Origin of the sequence: Nonomuraea sp. NPDC049269 (assembly GCF_043197155.1) — a bacterium.
Classification (GTDB): domain Bacteria; phylum Actinomycetota; class Actinomycetes; order Streptosporangiales; family Streptosporangiaceae; genus Nonomuraea.
This window is the reverse complement of record NZ_JBICSO010000003.1, coordinates 457,795-474,175: the sequence shown is the minus strand read 5'-3', so window position 1 is coordinate 474,175 and position 16,381 is coordinate 457,795. Positions and strand designations below refer to the sequence as shown.

Sequence of the window (16,381 nt, the reverse complement as noted above, 5' to 3'; positions counted from 1 at the left end):
CAGGCGTGACGAACGAGTTGGGACCACTTGCCGAACGGCTGCGGGAGTTCGCGCGGGCGCGCGACTGGGAGCAGTTCCACACGCCGAAGAACCTCGCCATGGCGCTGGCCGGAGAGGCGGGGGAGTTGCTGGCCGAGTTCCAGTGGCTCACCCCCGCCGAATCCGCCGACCTCGACCCCGAGACCCTGGCCAGGGTGCGTTCGGAGCTCGCCGACGTGACGCAATACCTGGTGCGGCTCGCGGACGTGCTCGGCGTCGACCTGGTGGCGGCCGCCTACGCCAAGCTCGACGAGGGCGAGAAGCGCTACGACGCCGACCTCTATCGCGGCTCCGCCAGAAAGGCCCCGCCCCTCGACCTGTAACGCGCCCCGGCTCTTTACCGACTCCATACATACAGGTGTCTAAAGTACTAGAGAACTAGATAAATGGAGTAGCCGGTGATCGAGTTCCATCTGGATACGAAGTCAGGAGTCTCGCCGTACCTGCAGCTCGTCCAGCAGGTACGGCACGCGCTACGGCTCGGCCTGCTGCGCGAAGGCGATCAGCTGCCGACCGTCAAGGAGGCCGTGGCGCAACTGGCGATCAACCCCAACACCGTCCTGAAGGCCTACCGGGAGCTCGAACACGAGGGCCTGGCCGCAGCCAGGCCAGGGGTGGGGACGTTCGTGACGGCGACGCTCACCGACACCTCCCTGGCCGCGCACGGTCCGCTGCGGCTCGAACTACGGCGCTGGCTGGCCAAGGCCCGCCGAGCCGGTCTCGACGACGAGAGCATCGAGGCCCTCTTCATGACCACCTTTCGGACCACCGCTCAGGAGGACATAGCGTGAAGACCGTCCTGGAAGCCCAGGGCCTGGGCAAGAGATACGGCAGGCGCTGGGCGCTGCGCGACTGCACCATCGACATCCCCGCCGGGCACGTCGTCGGGCTGGTGGGTCCCAACGGAGCCGGCAAGACCACGCTGCTGAAGCTGGCCAGCGGCCAGCTGGAGCCCACGACGGGCGGCATCACCGTGCTGGGCGGCCGGCCCGCCGGCGGTCCCGCGCAGTTGGCCAAGGTCGGATTCGTCGCCCAGGACACCCCCGTCTACGCCGGGCTGAGCGTCGCCGACCATCTGCAATTGGGGGCCCGGCTCAATCTCCGTTGGGACGCCGTGCTGGCACGGGAGCGGATCAGACTGCTCGGTCTCGATCCCAACCAGCGGGCGGGAAAGCTGTCCGGCGGCCAGCGCGCCCAGCTCGCCCTCACCCTGGGCCTGGCCAAACGGCCCGAACTGCTGATCCTGGACGAGCCCGTCGCCTCGCTCGACCCGCTGGCCCGCCGCGAGTTCCTGCAGAGCCTGATGGAGGCGGTCGTCGAGCACGAGTTCAGTGTGGTCCTCTCCTCTCACCTGGTCGCCGACCTGGAACGGGTCTGCGACTTCCTGGTCGTGCTCGTCGACTCGCGCGTCGAGGTGGCGGGAGAGGTCGACAAGCTCCTGGCCACCCATCACCGGCTCACCGGCCCGCGCCGCGATCCCGACCGGCTCCCCGATGACCAGCAGGTTGTCTCCGCGCGCCACACCGACCGGCAGAGCACGCTCGTGATCCGTACCGACGCCCCGATTCACGACCCCGCCTGGACGGTCAGCCAGCTCAGCCTGGAAGACCTCGTCCTGGCCTACATGGAGAAGCACACCGCCGACGACCGGCGAATCGCCCTGGAGGTGCGGTGATGATCTGGCTGACCTGGCGCCAGTTCCGTGGTGCGGCCGTGATGATGGCCGGCCTGCTCGTCATCCTCGCCGTCGTCCTGGCCCTGACCGGCCCGAAACTGGCGGCCGACTATTCCACCGGGATCGCCGGCTGTGTCCAGGACGACTCCTGCGGCCGCTTCTACGACCGCTTCTTCGGCGAGTACGACACGCCCTTCATGGCCCTGTCCCTGGTCGTGCTGCTCCTGCCCGCCCTCGCCGGGCTCTTCTGGGGAGCACCGTTGATCACCCGTGAGCTGGAGGCGGGCACGCACCTGCTGGTGTGGAACCAGGGCATCACCCGCGGCCGCTGGCTGGCGGTCAAGCTCGGGCTCACCGGCCTGGTCGCCGCGGCCGCCGCCGGACTGTGCGGCCTCGTGGTGACCTGGTGGTCCGGTCCCCTGGACAAGTCGGCCCCGGGCGACCTGGCCTTGATGGCTCCCCTGGTGTTCGGCGCGCGCGGCATCGCCCCGCTGGGGTACGCGGCCTTCGCCTTCGTCCTGGGCGTGACCGTGGGCATGATGGTGCGCCGCACGGTGCCCGCCATGGCCATCACCCTGGCAGTCTTCGTCGCGATCCAGCTCGCCATGCCGATGCTGGTCCGGCCCCATCTGATGGCCCCGGTCACCTCGACCTTCGAGCTCAGCGAGGTGAACGTGGACGGCCTCGGTATAAACCGGGAGCGAGGCGGATATGTGGAGGTTCGCCTGAATAATTCTGTTCCCGGCGACGCGGGCGCCTGGGTCCTGTCCAGCGGTATCCTCGATCCGTCCGGACGTCCGGTCGCCGGCCCCGAACCCGGAGTCGGGCTCGTCCAGATCTCGACGACGTCGGGACCCTGCTCACCGGCGGGACAGCAGGGCATGGGCGCGTGCCCGGCGGAGATCAACCGGCTCGGCTACCGGCAGCAGGCGACGTACCAGCCCCTTAACCGCTTCTGGCCCTTCCAGTGGATCGAGACCGGGATCTACGCCCTGCTCACCCTCGGCCTCACCTGGTTGTGCTTCTGGTGGATCCGGAAGCGCCTGTCATGACCGTCATCAGGACCGTGGCCGCCGGGCTCGCCCTCCTCTTGGCGGCGGCCTGCACGGCACCGGCGCCACCGCGCGGCGAGGCGAGCACGGCGGGCAGTACGGTCTGCGCGCGGCCACAGCGAGCGCCCGGGGCGGAGACTCCCACCACGATCGACGTGATCGAGCAGGCGTACTTCTGCATCCTCGGCAACTACTACAGCGGCGCCACCCTGGACGCCCGCTCACTGCTGACCGCCGGATTCGTCGCCCTGACCCAGGAGGTCAACCGCGACGGGCGCGATGTACCCGAGGCCGGCATGCCCGCGCTGACCGGCGACCGCAAAGCCGACTGGGCCGCCTTCGAGGGGGTCTATCGGAAGGTCACCGATCAGGTGCCGGACCTGCGTGACAAGCTGGCCGTCGTCACCCTTGAGGCGATGGTGGCCGGCCTCGGCGACAACCACGCCCGCTGGTCGCACGACGCCAAGCGGCCGCCCGACTACTACGACGGTGACGGCTACGGCCTGGGTCTGCAGGCGAACATCAACGGCCCGCAGGTGAACGGCAACCCCGGCGTCGCGGTCCCCCCACTGTTCGTCACCGCCGTGCAGGGCGGCGCGGCGCAGGCCGCCGGACTGCGCGCGGGCGACATCATCGAATCGATCAACGGATCGGCGCCCTTCATCGACGCGAAGGCCACCCCCGCGATCGCCGCCCTCTACCCGCAATATCCGGAAGCGCGTCCGGTCCGGCTGCGGCTTCTGCGGCAGAGCACCGGCCGCCGCTGGAGCGTGACGCTCAAGCCCGGCCTCTTTCAGCGGGATCTGGCCGCCCTGCAAGTGGTGCAGTCGAAGCTGCTGGATGACGGCATCGCCTATGTGCGGTTGCGTGGGTTCGCTCCCGACTCCGCGACCAGGGTGTTCAAGGCGATCTCCAGGCTGCGCACCGGCCGGACGCTCACCGGCGTCGTGCTGGACCTGCGCGGCAACGGCGGCGGCAGCCCCACGGAGGCGATCCGGCTGCTGAGCGCGTTCGGCCACGGCAAGGTCACCGCCTACCAGTGCACCGTGGACGGCAAATGCGAGACTTCGTGGACCGACGACACCGTCGAGCTGCTCGGCCTGCCCCTGATGGTGCTCACCGACCGCAGCTGCGCCTCGGCCTGCGAGCACTTCAGCTCCGCGGTCAAGGACCTGCGCCTGGGCCAGCTGGTCGGCACCAGAACCGCCGGCGTGATCTCCGGGCCGGCGCAGTCGTACCTGCTGCGTAACAACACCGCGCTGGGCTTCCCGGCCAGGCATCACCTGGGGCCCAACCGCGAGGTGATCGACCGGATCGGTGTGCCGCCCGACCACTACGTACCCCTGACCCCGAAGGACGCGGCCGCCGGGCGCGACCCCGCCCTGGCCAAGGCCCTGACCTTGTTGCACAAGTGAACGGACCTCTCCATGAGACTGCTCCTGGCCGTCGCCGCGGGACTGGCCGTCCTCGCCGCGTCCGCCTGCTCCGCACCCGCGCCGCCCCGGGCCGCCGCCAACCCGTCGCCCATCCCGACCGGCCCCGTCACCCTGCCCGCCCCGACCGGCGCCCACCCGGTCGGCACCACCGCCCTGTACCTGAAGGACACCTCCCGCCCCGATCCCTGGAACCTCGACGTGGATGCCAGGGAGCTCAAGGTCACCCTCTGGTATCCGACCGAGCAGCACGACGGGCAGCGGGCGCCGTACATGACGCCCAAGGAATCAGAGCTCACCCTGAAGGGCTTGAGGATCGCGGGCGTGCCGTCCGACACGCTGAGCAAGACACGGACGAACGCCATCAAAGACGCCAAACCCGCAGGAAAGACGCTGCCGCTGGTGGTGCTCTCCCCCGGCTTCACCAAGCCGATGAGCACCCTCACCTCCCTGGCCGAGGACCTGGCCAGCCGAGGGTACGTCGTGGCCGGCATCGACCACACCTACGAGAGCTACGCCACGACCTTCCCCGGCGGTCGGGTCGCGGAGTGCCTCGCGTGCGACAGTGACACGGACCCGGGTTTCGGCACGGGGGTGGCCCAGGGCCGGGCGGCCGACGTCTCCTTCGTGCTCGACCAGTTGCCGAAGAAATGGGATGGTTCTCAGCTGATCGACCGCTCCAGAATCGCGATGGTGGGCCAGTCGATCGGCGGGGCCGCCGCCATGGCGGCCATGGTGAAGGACTCCCGAGTGCGCGCCGGAATCGACATGGACGGCACCACTTACGCCCGGATCCCCAAGAGCGGGTTCACCCGGCCGTTCATGTTCCTGGGTTCGGCGCCGCACGTCTCCGGAGGCTCCGACAATTCGTGGGACCGCGACTGGAAGCTGCTGACCGGGTGGAAGCGCTGGCTCGTGCTGACAGGCGCGGAACACCAGTCCTTCACCGACGGCCCGCTGCTGTCCGGCATCCTCGGCATCAAACCCCTCCCCGACGTCCTGGGCGCGGCGCGCGGCGCCGAGCTCACCCGCACCTACGTGGCGGCCTTCCTCGACCAGCACCTGAAGTCGCAGCGGCAGCCCCTTCTGGACAAGCCGTCTTCGCGCTACCCCGAGGTCAAGTTCTGCCCCGCGACCTGCGCTCAGTCGTGAGGCCCCGTCACTAGTGCCGATGCCTCCCGCGCGGGGCTGTCGTGCCGGCGGAGCACCGCGATCGTGACGGCGGCGAGGACGAGGAAGACGACCGCGCCGACCGCGGCGACCGTGTTCAGCCCGGTGGTGAAGGCGGCCCTGGCGATCTCCAGTACGCCGGGCAGATCCTTCGCGACGGTCACGGCGGCGGTGATGCTCTCGCGGGCACCCTCCACCGGCAGCGTGTCCGGCAACTGGCCGCGGTAGACGGCGGTCCCGAGGCTGCCCAGCACGGCCACGCCCACGGCCACCCCGAACTCGCCCGAGGTCTCGGAGAGCGCCGCCGCCGAACCGGCCCTCTCCACCGGGGTGGCGGCCATGATCACGCTGTTGCCCGCGCCCATCGGCAGCGCGATCCCGCCGGAGGCCAGGATCAGCCCGGCCACGACCAGCCAGGTTCCGCCGACGCTGGGCACCTGGGTGTGCAGGAACTGCCCCGCCGCGCTGACCACGAGCCCGGCCGCCATCACGTACGCCGTCCCGAACCGGTTGGCGACGGCCGGGGCGAGGGTCAGCGCGGCGATCATCACGAGGTTCTGCGGCACCAGCCAGAGCCCGGCGGCCAGGGGCGACAGCCCGGCGACCGTCTGCAGGTACGTCGTGGACATCAGCGTGGTGCCCGACATCACCACGCCACCGAGCGACAGGATCGCCAGCGTGGCGGCGAACGCGCGGTTGCCGAACAGACGCAGGTCGAGCAGCGGGCTGACCAGGCGGCGCTGGCGGCGGACGAACACCACGCCCGCGGCCACACCGAACACGACGGCGGCGAGGGCAGTGGGGTTGACACCGTTCCTGGCGACGTCCTTGAGCCCGTAGATGACCGGCAGGATGGCGGACAGCGACAGCGCGACGCTGGACAGGTCGAGCCGCCCGGCGGACGGGTCGCGATACTCCGGCAGCAGCGTCCGCCCGGTGGCCAGCACCAGCACCATGAACGGCGCGCCGAGCAGGAACGCCGACCCCCATCGGAAGTGCTCCAGCAGCAGGCCGCCCACCAGGGGGCCGAGAGCCATGCCGACCATGAAGCAGCTGAACCAGATCCCGATCGCGGTCCCCATCTGCTTCGGCTCCCGGAACATGTTGCGCAGCAACGCCATCGACGACGGCATCAGCGTGGCCCCCGCGATGCCCAGCAGGGCACGGGTGGCGATGAGCATCTCGGCGCTGACCGAGAAGGCGGCCAGGACCGACGCGACGCCGAAGCAGGCGGCGCCGATCAGCAGGAGCCTGCGGCGGCCGATCCTGTCGCCCAGCGTTCCCATGGTGACCAGGAACCCGGCCAGCATGAACGAGTAGATGTCCAGGATCCACAGCTGCTGCGGCGCGGTCGCGCCCAGGTCGGCGCTCAGGTGCGGCAGCGCCAAATACAGGACGCTCACGTCGAGCGAGAGAAGCAGCGCGACCGAGGCCAGGACGCCCAGCCCGATCCATTCCCGGCGTCCAGCGAGGGTGTTCATGATGGTCCCCTTTCCGTTGCGTCCACCGTGCTGGAGCGGCCTTCAGATCCACTTCTCGTGCGCTTAAGGTGGCTCCCTTGCGCTTTGGGGTGCTGGGGCCGCCGGTCAACATGGAGCGGGTGACCGCGGGCGACCCGGCCGCGGGCCTGCCGCTTCTGATCTCACGTCTCATGCGGCGGCTGTTTGCCAGAGATCTGCCAGAAAGGATCGCCACGATGCCACCGTTGCTCGCGTCGGCAAGACCACCTCGGGAACAAAGGAGGCTTCAGTGCGTTTCATGGTGCTCGGCCCGCTGGAAATCGTCGATCAGAAAGAGCCGATAAGAATAACCGCTTCCATGCAGCGACTAGTGCTCGCCGTCCTTCTGATCAATGCCGGTCGGCCGGTGAGCGTGACGCGAATGATGGAGGAGTTCTGGGGCGATCGGCCGCCGCCGAGCGCGCGCAAGACCGTCCACGGGTACGTCTGGCGCCTGCGTGGCCTGCTCGATCGCTCTCACCACCGGCACATCGAGACCGTGGACCACGGGTACCGCCTGCAGGCGGGTGATGTCGACCTCTCGCAGTTCGAACAACTGATCTGCGCAGGAAGGAAGGCCTCGGCCGCCGGTGACCTGCCGTCGGCGGGGCGGTTGCTGGGTGAGGCACTGGCGCTGTGGCGCGGGCAGGCGTTGACGAACGTACCGGCGACCCCGCAGATCGTCGTTTCGCGCACCAGGCTCGAGGAGTTGCGGCTCAGCGCGTTGGCGGCGCGGTTCGACATAGATTTGGAAATGGGCCGGCATCGGGCGATCACGCCCGAGCTCAGCGTCATGGTGAGCGAATATCCGTTCAATGAGGAATTCCACGCGCAGCTCATGCTCTCGCTTTATCGGAGCCATCGGCAGGCGGAGGCGCTCGAGGTGTTCTACAAACTGCGATCGTATTTGGTGGCGGAGCTCGGCGTGGAACCGAGTCCGTGGCTGCAGCGGCTCCTTCTTCGTATTCTCGACAATGACTGCGAACTGACCGAGGCAAAGCCCATGCGGCCGGAGGTGGTGCTGTGATGTGGGCTGTCTTGTTCGGCGTCGTGATCTCGGCCGGAGTCGCGATCGTCGTGGCACGGGCGGCGCTCGTGGTCGTCACCGTCCGCGGCGGCAGCATGGAGCCGACGCTGCGCGACGGGGACCGAGTGATCGTCGCCCGGTGGCGCCGCCGGCGAATCCAGCGGGACGCCGTCGTGGTGTGCCGGGCGCCCGACGGCCTGGTCCTCCCCGGGATGCCGCCCACCACTGCCGCCAACCCCGCGCTTCTCGTCAAACGTGTCTCCGCTGTCGCCGGTGACCTCCAACCGGATGGGAGAATCGTGCCTGCCGGCCACATTTACCTGCTTGGTGATGCGGGTGCCGACCTGGACTCCAGGGAGTTCGGCCCCGTCCCGATCGTCTCGGTCGTCGGCTCGATGGTCGGGAAGGCTCCCGGTCTCCCGTCCTCGTCTCGATAGCCGGCCGCCTGCATACGGAAGAGCTCGGCGTAGCGGCCGCCGGTGCGAAGCAGGTCAGCGTGCGAGCCCGTCTGCGAGACTCTGCCGTCCTCCACCACGACAATGTGATCTGCCATGCGTACGGCGCTGAGCCGATGCGACACCAGCAAGCGGGTCACGCCGGCGCCGTGTTCGTGCACCACCTGATGGACCTGATGCTCGGCCTCGGGATCCAGCCCCGAGCTCGGCTCGTCGAGGATCAGAAGGTCGCGGTCGCTCCTGAGCAGCATCCGTGCCAGCGCCATCCGCTGCCACTGGCCGCCGGACAGTTGAACTCCCGGGCTGTCGTCCTCTTCCCCCATGCTGAAGTGCACGAGGCTGAGCATGGTGTCGTATCCGCGAGGGAGCCGCTCGACGGCGCCGTCGACTCCTGCCAGCCGGGCCGCATCCCTGATCCGTGCCAGATCGAAGCGCGTCTCCAGGTCGCCTACGCCGATGTTCTCCAGCGCGCTCAGGTCGTACGTCATGTAGTCCTGGAACACCATGCCGATCCGCCGGCGCAGCGACGCCGGGTCGAGCCGGCTCACCTCGACGCCGTCCCACAGGATGCGGCCCTTCGTCGGCTGGTACAGCCCGGCCAGGAGCTTGACGATGGTGCTCTTCCCCGCCCCGTTCACGCCGACGAGAGCCACCGACTGGTGCAGGGGGATGCGGAAGCTCACGCCGTTGAGCACCCAGGGTAGATCGTCGCCGTAGCGGAACCACACGTCGTCGAAGACGATCTCCTTTCGGAGCTCGGGTGCGGCGACCCCACCAGCGGTCGGCCGGTGGTTGTCCGTGGCCATGATGTCGAGGTAATGGCCGATGGACAGCAGGGCCTCCGACCCGACGGACAACTGGTGTACCACTGCCGTGGCGGCGCTGGCCGTTACCGGCAGGGCGGTGAGGATGATCGCGATGTCGCCCGGCGTTGCGCGTGCGGCGGACACATCCGCGACGACGATCCAGACCGCGAGCGCCATGGCCGCCACCGTCGCGGCGTCCAGAATCACCTGTACACGCAGGATCCGCAGGTCGAGCCCGCGCTGGGAAACGTGGATGGCCGCGAGCTCGGCCCGCATGCGCTCCTGGAAGAACCCGCCCAGCCCGAACACGCGCAACTCCTTGGCCGCCCGCGGCTCGTACTGCAAGCGGCTGTAGAAGTATTGGCGCCGCTGCACCGGGCTCAGAGCCGCCAGCAGACCGACGCGGTCCTTCGCCAGCCGCCGCTCGGCCGCCAGCCGCGGAATCGCGGCCGCGGCCAGGAGCAGCGCCGCGGTCCTGCTGACTGCCAGCAGGACGCCTACGAACCCGATCAGCTGGATCGTGCCCTGCAGCAGAGAGCGGGCCGAGCAGACCAACTGGTGCGGAGCGCCCTGACCGGCGCGCAGCGCCAGCTGAATCCGGTCATGGAAATTGGGCCGCTCGAACAGTTCCAGCCCGTGCAGGCTGTTGAGCTTGCCGAACAGCCGGTCCTGCACGATCATCTCAAGCCGTCGCGCGTGCTGGTCCTCGAGGTAGCTGACGGCGGCGTTGCCGACATAGCTCACCAGCAACGCGCCACCCAGTCCCACGGCGAGGAGGATCAGGGTGGTCGGAGGGCCCGTGACGCCAGAGCTCAGTTGGTCGATCAGCAGCTTGCCGCAGAGCGCCGCCCCCACCGGGCTCGCACCGAGCGCGAGCGTCGCGCCGAGCACCACGATCGTCGTCACTGGGGCGGCCCGCCAGGCGAGGCCCGCCGCGGTGGCGAACCGTCTGGGGGCTCCGTCGTCGATCATGAACGGAGCTCTGCGGTTCTCCGCAGTTCCACGGTCGGCAGCGCGTCCGCGGCCCCGGGCGTGGCCATGACCGTCCTGTCCGGTCCGACGAGGAAGAAGCTCGGGTACCGCTTGACGCCGAACGCCGTCTGCATCGACCCGCCGAGCGGTTCCTCGACCACGGTGCCGGGACCTTCCACGGCAGCGATGAGCTGGTCGGCCTCCTCGCGCTCGGCCCGTACGTTCACCACGACGATCATCGACCGCGCGCCGCCCGCCACCGCGTCGTCGGCCTTGGAGCGGATCGTTGGCAGTTGCTCCTCGCAGCTGTGGCAACCGGTGGCCACGAAGGACACGACGGTGACCGAGTCGTGCAGGTCGGCGGCGGAGACGGCGGAACCCTCCGCCGCGACGGCGTGAAAGTCCGCCACGGTTTCGCCGACGCCGAGGCCGCCCTCCAACGGGTTCTCCAACGCTGCGAATCGCGTGGTGTGGTCGCGAAGCCGACGGACGACGCCGAAGGTCAGGAACAGATTGGCCACCAGAATCACGGCCAGAACGGCCTCAGGAAGGGTCACGAGAACCCCTTTCTCATCAGGTCCGGGTCGGATCGGAGAACAGTGCGTGTACGTCGTCGGAGAATGCGGCCAGACACACTCCGAGCGCGGCCGCGATCAGCGTCACCACGACCTCTCCGGGCTGGAGCGCGGTCGCGGGCGCGTACGCCAGGGCCGCCGCGCCCGCGGCCGCGACCGCCCCCAGCGCGACGTTACGCACGACGTGCACCGGTCCCAGCGGGGTCCGCGACGGTCCGAAACAAGGGCACGGGATCCGTCGGCGCTGACGTACGATCACCGCCACGAAAGCGGCGAAGCCCCACATGAGGACGGTGGCTGCGGCAAGTCCGGCCGGTGCCGTACCCGGCGCGATCACGAGGGCCGCCACACCCAGTTCGGCGGCAATGAGGAGCCGGACCAGCCGGCGGCCGACCGGTTGCCGTGCGACCTTCAGCAGCTCGCTGACGGCGGACTCGACGTCCGTCGGCCCGCGCAGCTTCGATACCACGGCCAGCACCAGGACGCCGGCGATCAAGCAGCGGGACAGCAGTGCGAGACAGTGCATGATCCCTCCTGGTCCGCGGGTCACTGACGTGACCGGGCCGATGGACGAGCATCGCGCCGCCGGCCCGGTCCGTCTGGAAGTGAGCGGATCAGCAGTAGTCGTAGATCTCTACTTGGCAGGTGCAGTGAAGACTGCTGTTCATGCAGCAGCTGTACAGGTGGATGCGCGAGGCGGTGGTACCACAGCAGAAGTAGTTGCACCGGTTCGCGACCGACGGGCAGTTGACACAGGCTGCCGCGTTGGCGGTCGCCTTCGGCAGCAGGGCGTTCACCGTGGTGTCGGCGAGTCGTCCGGCGAGCCGCTGGAGTGTTTGGACCATGGTTTCTCCCGAGACAGAGAGCGATCTTCTCCCTGTCCGACTCTGGCACTGCCGGGTGTGCCGCCGGTGTGGTCGCGGTATTGAAGCCCGGGCGCCGACTCGGATCTTGGAAGCACCTTTCTCGCGCGCTTAAGGTGGCCTTTATGCGCTTTGGGGTGCTCGGGCCGCTGGCCGTATGGACCGACCAGGGGGAGCCCGTCACGATCCCCGGGTTGAAGGTCCGCGCGCTGCTCGCCGACCTGCTGGTGGACGAGGGACGGCCGGTGTCGTCCGACAGACTCGTGGACGACCTGTGGGCCGGTGAGCCGCCGGTCAACTCCGCGGGCGCGCTCCAGGTGCGGGTCTCACAGTTGCGGCGCGCGCTGGAGGACGCCGAGCCGGGCGGCAAGAACCTGGTGGTCTCGCGCGCGCCCGGCTACCTGCTGCGAGCCGCTGACGGTACGGTCGACGCCGCGCGGTTCGCCGAGCTGCTGGCCCGGGCCGAGACGGCCGAGAGCCCGCGGACCAGGGCGGAGCTCCTGTCCGACGCGCTCGCGCTGTGGCGCGGCCCGGCGTTCGCCGACTTCGCCGACGAGGAGTACACCAGGTCCGCGATCCTCCGGCTGGAGGAGCAGCGGCTCTCCGCCCTCGAACAGCACGCCGAGGCGCGCCTGGAGCTGGGCGAGCACGGCCTGCTCGTGGGCGAGCTCGGCGACCTGGTGGACCGGCACCCGCTCCGAGAGCGGCTGCGGGCCGTGCACATGCGAGCGCTGTACCGGGCGGGACGGCAGAGCGAGGCGCTCGCGAGCTACGCCGACCTGCGCGAGCGGCTGGCCGACGAGCTCGGCCTCGATCCGGCGCCCGAGCTGGCCGCCCTGCACCAGGCGATCCTCGGACAGGATCCGGCTCTGAGCGGCCCCGCCGCCCGGCCCGCCACGAACCTGCCCGCCTCACTCAGCGACCTGATCGGGCGCGACGGCGCGCTGGCCGAGGTCCGTACGCTCCTGGAGCACAGCAGGCTCGTCACCCTGACCGGCAGCGGCGGCGTCGGCAAGACGCGGCTGGCCCTGGAGACCGCCACCCGGCTCACCGACGCGTACGCCGACGGCGCCTGGCTGGTCGAACTCGCCCCCCTCGACCGGGCAACCCGCTCGCCGGACGCCGACGAACGGGTGGGCGATCGCGCACGGCCGGCCGGCGTCGACGACCGGGCGCCGGATCTCGCTGGGCGAGCGCGGTCGGCCGGCGTCGACGAGCGAGTGCGGTCGGCCGGTGTCGATGGGCGGGTGGTGGCGGAGACCGTCGCGGCGGCGCTCGACATCCGCGAGGACTCCGACGGGAAGCCGCTCGCCGACCGGCTGGCCGGTGCGCTGCGCTCCCGGCAGCTCCTGCTCGTCCTCGACAACTGCGAGCACGTGATCGAGCAGGTCGCCGAGCTGGCCGGCCGGCTGCTGCGGGCCGCACCCGGGCTGCGGGTGTTGGCCACCAGCAGGGAACCGCTGGCGGTGGCCGGCGAGGTGCTGTGGAGCGTGCCGCCGCTGGACGTGCCCGCCGGCACCGACCCCGGCGAGGTGGCGCGGGCCGACGCGGTCCGGCTGTTCGTGACGCGGGCCGCCGCCTCGGCCCCCGGCTTCGCCCTCGACGCGGGCAACGCCGGGGCGGTCGCGCAGCTCTGCCGGCGGCTCGACGGGATCCCGCTGGCCCTGGAGCTGGCGGCGACCCGGGTGCGCGCGCTCGGCGTACAAGGGGTGGTGGCCCGGCTGGACGACCGGTTCCGGCTGCTCGCCTCCGGGCAGCGCGGCGCGCCGCCGCGCCAGCAGACGCTGATGGCGGTGATCGACTGGAGCTGGCAACTGCTGACCGAGCCCGAACGCGCCGTCCTGCGCCGCCTGGCCGTCCACGCCGACGGCTGCACGCTGGAGGCCGCCGAGGAGACCTGCGCGGAGGACGGGCTCGACGTGCTCGACCTGCTCGCGCGGCTGGTCGACCGCTCCCTGGTGGTCGTGGCCGACGGTACGGGGGGCATGCGGTACCGGCTGCTGGAGTCGGTGGCGGAGTATTGCCTGCAGCGGTTGTCGGAGGCGGGCGAGCTGGATCGGGTACGGCAGGCGCACTCGGCCTACTACACGGCGCTGGCCGTACAGGCTGAGCCGTTCCTGTATGGGCACTCCCAGCGGGAGTGGCTGCTGCGGCTGGACGCGGAGGCCGCGAACATGCGGGCGGCGCTCGACACGGCGGCCGGGGCCGGCGACGCGGCCGGTGCGCTGGCGCTGGTGAACGCGCTGGCCTGGTACTGGGTGCTGCGCGGCCGGCTGGCCGAAGGGCGACGGTCGCTGGAGTCGGCGCTGGCCATCGCGGACAGCGCGGCTGTTGAAGGCGGTGCGGTGGCCGCTTGGGCAAGGGCGGGGGCGTGGCGGGCGGGGTTCGCTCTCAAGCTGGGGGAGGACGTCGACTGGCGATCCGCTCTCGATCGGATCGAGGACCCGGGTGGGCGGGCCAGGGCCGAGTGGTTCCTCGGGTGGGCGGTGCCCGACATGCTGACCGGGCAGGAGCTGGTGTCGGGCGCGCTGGCCAGGTTCAGGGCCATGGGCGACCAGTGGGGGATCGCGGCGGCGCTGAGCCGGCGGGCGCGGGACGCCTTCACGCAACGGGACTTCGTGGCACTGGAACGCGACGGCGAGGAGAGCGCGCGGCTGTTCCGGCAGCTCGGCGACCGGTGGGGAGTGCTCCAGGCCACGGAGTGGCTCGGCGGGCTGGCCGAGATGGGGGGCGACGTGGAGCGGGCCAGGCGGCTGTTCGCCGACGGGCTGCGGATGGCGGAGGACCTCGGGCTCTGGCCGGAGGTGGCTGGGCGCACCGCCTGGCTGGGCTGGATGGCGCTCCACGCGGGGGAGTTCGAGCGGGCCGTGGAGCTGTGCGGGCGGGCCCTGCACATCGCCTCCGGGCAGGGCCATCGGGAGATCTCGATCATGTCCGAGATGGGGCTCGCCTACGCCGAGCGCCGTGGCGGCCACCTCGACCTGGCGGAGGAGCACCTGAACCACCTGCTCGAAGGGATCTCCCGGGGCCCCGGCGTCGAGCCGGCCCTGCACCTGCCGGACACGCTCGCCGAGCTCGGCTACCTGATCGAGCTGCGCGGCGACGCCGCGACCGCCAGGAACCTGCACCTGGAGGCCCTGACGGCCGCGCAGCGCATCGGCGACCCGCGCTCGGCGACGTGGGCCGTGGAGGGCTTGGCCTCCGCAGCGGCCGCCGGGGGCGACCACGAGCGGGCGGCCCGGCTGCTGGGGCTGGCGGCGGGAGTCCGCGAGCACAACCAGACGCCCGCCGCTCCGTCGGAGCTGGCCGAGATCGCGCGGGTCACCGGGGCGGCCATGGAGGCGCTGGGTGAGACGGAGTTCGGGGCCGCGTACGAGCGGGGCGGCAGACTGAAGCTCGACGACGCGGCCGACCTGGCCTGACGGCTTCCGCAGCGCTTACCGATGGCTCGCCATAATGATCAAGAGGATGATGACGCCCACGACGGAGAGGAAGATCTCAACCGCGCCCATGCCTTCCCAGGTGTTCTGCCTGTCCCAACTCTTGCGTCTCCTTTCCGAGTCGTCGCTTGACCGCTGGAGCCGCCGGAGATGATCATCCAACCCGCGCTGGCGGCTTCTGTCGAAGTCATCGAAGGGCATTGAAATATCCCCCTGTCCACTAAATGCCACTGTGTGTAATAACAATGGCACTTAACGTCGTCACCTGGGGGTGATACCGCTGTTGTCGACGACCGGCTCGAGGTTAAGGCGAGAGGCGGCGGCTCAGCCAGGCCAGGGCGAGCGGGTAGCGGTATTCGATGGCGCCATGCCCGGCGTCGAACAGCTCGAAATAGATCCGCTCGTCCGGCACCCCCGCCGCCTCCAGCGCCCGCCGGAAGGCCGTGGCGCCGAAGTCCAGGTAGTACTCGTCCTTGGTGCCCGCGTCGACCCAGATCGCCCGCATCGACCGCAACGCCGCGGCGTACTCGGGCCGCGCCGCCATCACCACCGGGTCGCGCGCCAGCCAGCGCTCCCACACCTCGGGTATGACGGCGCCTGTGTCGTCGAACGGCAGGCGTACCGTGCCGTCCTCGTCGGCCGAGTACGCCGCCGCGTAGGCGTAGATCTCCAGCAGGTCGAGGTCGTCTTCCCTGGTCCCGGCGATCCTGCTGCGGAAGTCGGCCAGGAACTTGTCGTACGAACCGCCGTACATGTCACGCAACCGCCGCACGATCGGCGGCAGCATGGCACGGACGCTGACGTCGAACAGCGAGTCGCCGGCATGAGTGGCCAGCCCGCCGAACACGTCCGGCCGCAGCATGGCGGTGACCATCGCCCCGCCGCCCCCGCTGGACTTGCCGGTGACCGCGCGGTGGTCGCGGCCGGCCAGCGTGCGGTAACGGGCGTCCACCCACGGTACGACCTCGTCGCACAGGTAGGAGTGGTAGCGGCCGGTCGCGGGCGAGTCGAGGTACTGGCTGCCGGCCAGCGAGGTCCACGCGTCGACGTACACGATGATCGCGGGCGGCACGTCACCGGCCGCGAACACGCCGTCCGCCAGCTCCGGGTACGTCCGGCGGAACGGGGTCCGGTTGAACCACATGGCGACATGACCGGTGTAGCCCTGCAGCACGTAGATGGACGGGTAGCGCCGGTCGGGGTGGTCGTCGTACCCCGGAGGGACGTACACGTACAGGGGGCGCTCGTGCGGATCCCCGAGGGGGTTGCCGCGCAGCAGTTCGCTGTCGATGACGTTGTGGTCGAGGCGGCCGGCGAGCTCGTCGTACCAGGGCAGCATGGTTTTCTCCCGTTCTCGACCCCATATGGGCTCTTG

Annotated in this window: 14 protein-coding genes and 1 pseudogene; 9 read left to right on the top strand and 6 right to left on the bottom strand. The window is 70.3% G+C overall.

Annotation, left to right across the window (positions count from 1 at the left end):
• Window positions 1-5: 5 nt before the first annotated feature.
• The 6 genes from ACGFNP_RS19880 to ACGFNP_RS19855 all read left to right on the top strand — a co-directional run bounded on the left by ACGFNP_RS19880 (window position 6) and on the right by ACGFNP_RS19855 (window position 5,351).
• Window positions 6-362, top strand: coding sequence for a nucleotide pyrophosphohydrolase (locus tag ACGFNP_RS19880; protein WP_358316594.1), 357 nt, complete (start codon window positions 6-8; stop codon window positions 360-362).
• 75 nt (window positions 363-437) lie between these two features.
• Complete coding sequence (locus ACGFNP_RS19875) at window positions 438-830, top strand: GntR family transcriptional regulator (RefSeq protein WP_219527009.1); 393 nt, start codon at window positions 438-440, stop codon at window positions 828-830.
• A complete protein-coding gene (locus tag ACGFNP_RS19870; protein WP_393320402.1) occupies window positions 827-1,714 on the top strand; it encodes an ABC transporter ATP-binding protein in 888 nt (295 codons plus the stop codon). Before ACGFNP_RS19875 ends, ACGFNP_RS19870 begins: the two co-directional genes overlap by 4 nt.
• Complete coding sequence (locus ACGFNP_RS19865; RefSeq protein ID WP_393320399.1) at window positions 1,714-2,766, top strand: ABC transporter permease; 1,053 nt, start codon at window positions 1,714-1,716, stop codon at window positions 2,764-2,766. Before ACGFNP_RS19870 ends, ACGFNP_RS19865 begins: the two co-directional genes overlap by 1 nt.
• A complete protein-coding gene (locus ACGFNP_RS19860; protein WP_393320396.1) occupies window positions 2,763-4,181 on the top strand; it encodes a S41 family peptidase in 1,419 nt (472 codons plus the stop codon). The genes ACGFNP_RS19865 and ACGFNP_RS19860 overlap by 4 nt, the downstream gene beginning before the upstream one ends.
• 12 nt (window positions 4,182-4,193) lie before the next feature.
• Window positions 4,194-5,351, top strand: coding sequence for an alpha/beta hydrolase family protein (locus ACGFNP_RS19855; RefSeq protein ID WP_393320393.1), 1,158 nt, complete (start codon window positions 4,194-4,196; stop codon window positions 5,349-5,351).
• Here ACGFNP_RS19855 and ACGFNP_RS19850 read toward each other — a convergent pair.
• The gene (locus ACGFNP_RS19850) at window positions 5,342-6,850 is read right to left on the bottom strand and encodes an MFS transporter (protein WP_393320390.1); all 1,509 of its coding nucleotides are present in this window, start codon (window positions 6,848-6,850) and stop codon (window positions 5,342-5,344) included. The genes ACGFNP_RS19855 and ACGFNP_RS19850 overlap by 10 nt on opposite strands.
• 277 nt (window positions 6,851-7,127) lie before the next feature.
• On the opposite strand from ACGFNP_RS19850, the gene ACGFNP_RS19845 reads away from it, so the two are divergent.
• On the top strand, window positions 7,128-7,895 hold the full coding sequence (locus ACGFNP_RS19845) for a BTAD domain-containing putative transcriptional regulator (RefSeq protein ID WP_393321560.1): 768 nt from the start codon (window positions 7,128-7,130) through the stop codon (window positions 7,893-7,895).
• Window positions 7,895-8,161, top strand: a pseudogene (locus ACGFNP_RS19840) (S24/S26 family peptidase); the annotation flags it as partial. The gene ACGFNP_RS19845 and the pseudogene ACGFNP_RS19840, both read left to right, overlap by 1 nt.
• A gap of 50 nt (window positions 8,162-8,211) precedes the next feature.
• Here the strand turns inward: ACGFNP_RS19840 and ACGFNP_RS19835 are convergent.
• From ACGFNP_RS19835 to ACGFNP_RS19820, 4 genes are all read right to left on the bottom strand, one after another.
• Window positions 8,212-10,128: an ABC transporter ATP-binding protein gene (locus ACGFNP_RS19835; protein ID WP_393320387.1), complete on the bottom strand. Its 1,917-nt coding sequence runs from the start codon at window positions 10,126-10,128 to the stop codon at window positions 8,212-8,214.
• The gene (locus ACGFNP_RS19830) at window positions 10,125-10,685 is read right to left on the bottom strand and encodes a TlpA family protein disulfide reductase (RefSeq protein WP_393320384.1); all 561 of its coding nucleotides are present in this window, start codon (window positions 10,683-10,685) and stop codon (window positions 10,125-10,127) included. The genes ACGFNP_RS19835 and ACGFNP_RS19830 overlap by 4 nt, the downstream gene beginning before the upstream one ends.
• A 16-nt stretch (window positions 10,686-10,701) precedes the next feature.
• Window positions 10,702-11,229, bottom strand: a complete 528-nt coding sequence (locus ACGFNP_RS19825) for a MauE/DoxX family redox-associated membrane protein (RefSeq protein ID WP_393320381.1) — start codon at window positions 11,227-11,229, stop codon at window positions 10,702-10,704.
• A gap of 88 nt (window positions 11,230-11,317) precedes the next feature.
• Entirely contained in the window at window positions 11,318-11,548 is a 231-nt protein-coding gene (locus ACGFNP_RS19820) for a hypothetical protein (protein ID WP_358316620.1), read from the bottom strand.
• Between the two features lie 143 nt (window positions 11,549-11,691).
• Between ACGFNP_RS19820 and ACGFNP_RS19815 the strand changes: the two genes are divergently transcribed.
• Window positions 11,692-14,988, top strand: coding sequence for a BTAD domain-containing putative transcriptional regulator (locus ACGFNP_RS19815; protein WP_393320377.1), 3,297 nt, complete (start codon window positions 11,692-11,694; stop codon window positions 14,986-14,988).
• 322 nt (window positions 14,989-15,310) lie between these two features.
• Here the strand turns inward: ACGFNP_RS19815 and ACGFNP_RS19810 are convergent, their stop codons facing one another.
• On the bottom strand, window positions 15,311-16,345 hold the full coding sequence (locus ACGFNP_RS19810; protein ID WP_393320374.1) for an alpha/beta hydrolase-fold protein: 1,035 nt from the start codon (window positions 16,343-16,345) through the stop codon (window positions 15,311-15,313).
• Between the last annotated feature and the right edge of the window lie 36 nt (window positions 16,346-16,381).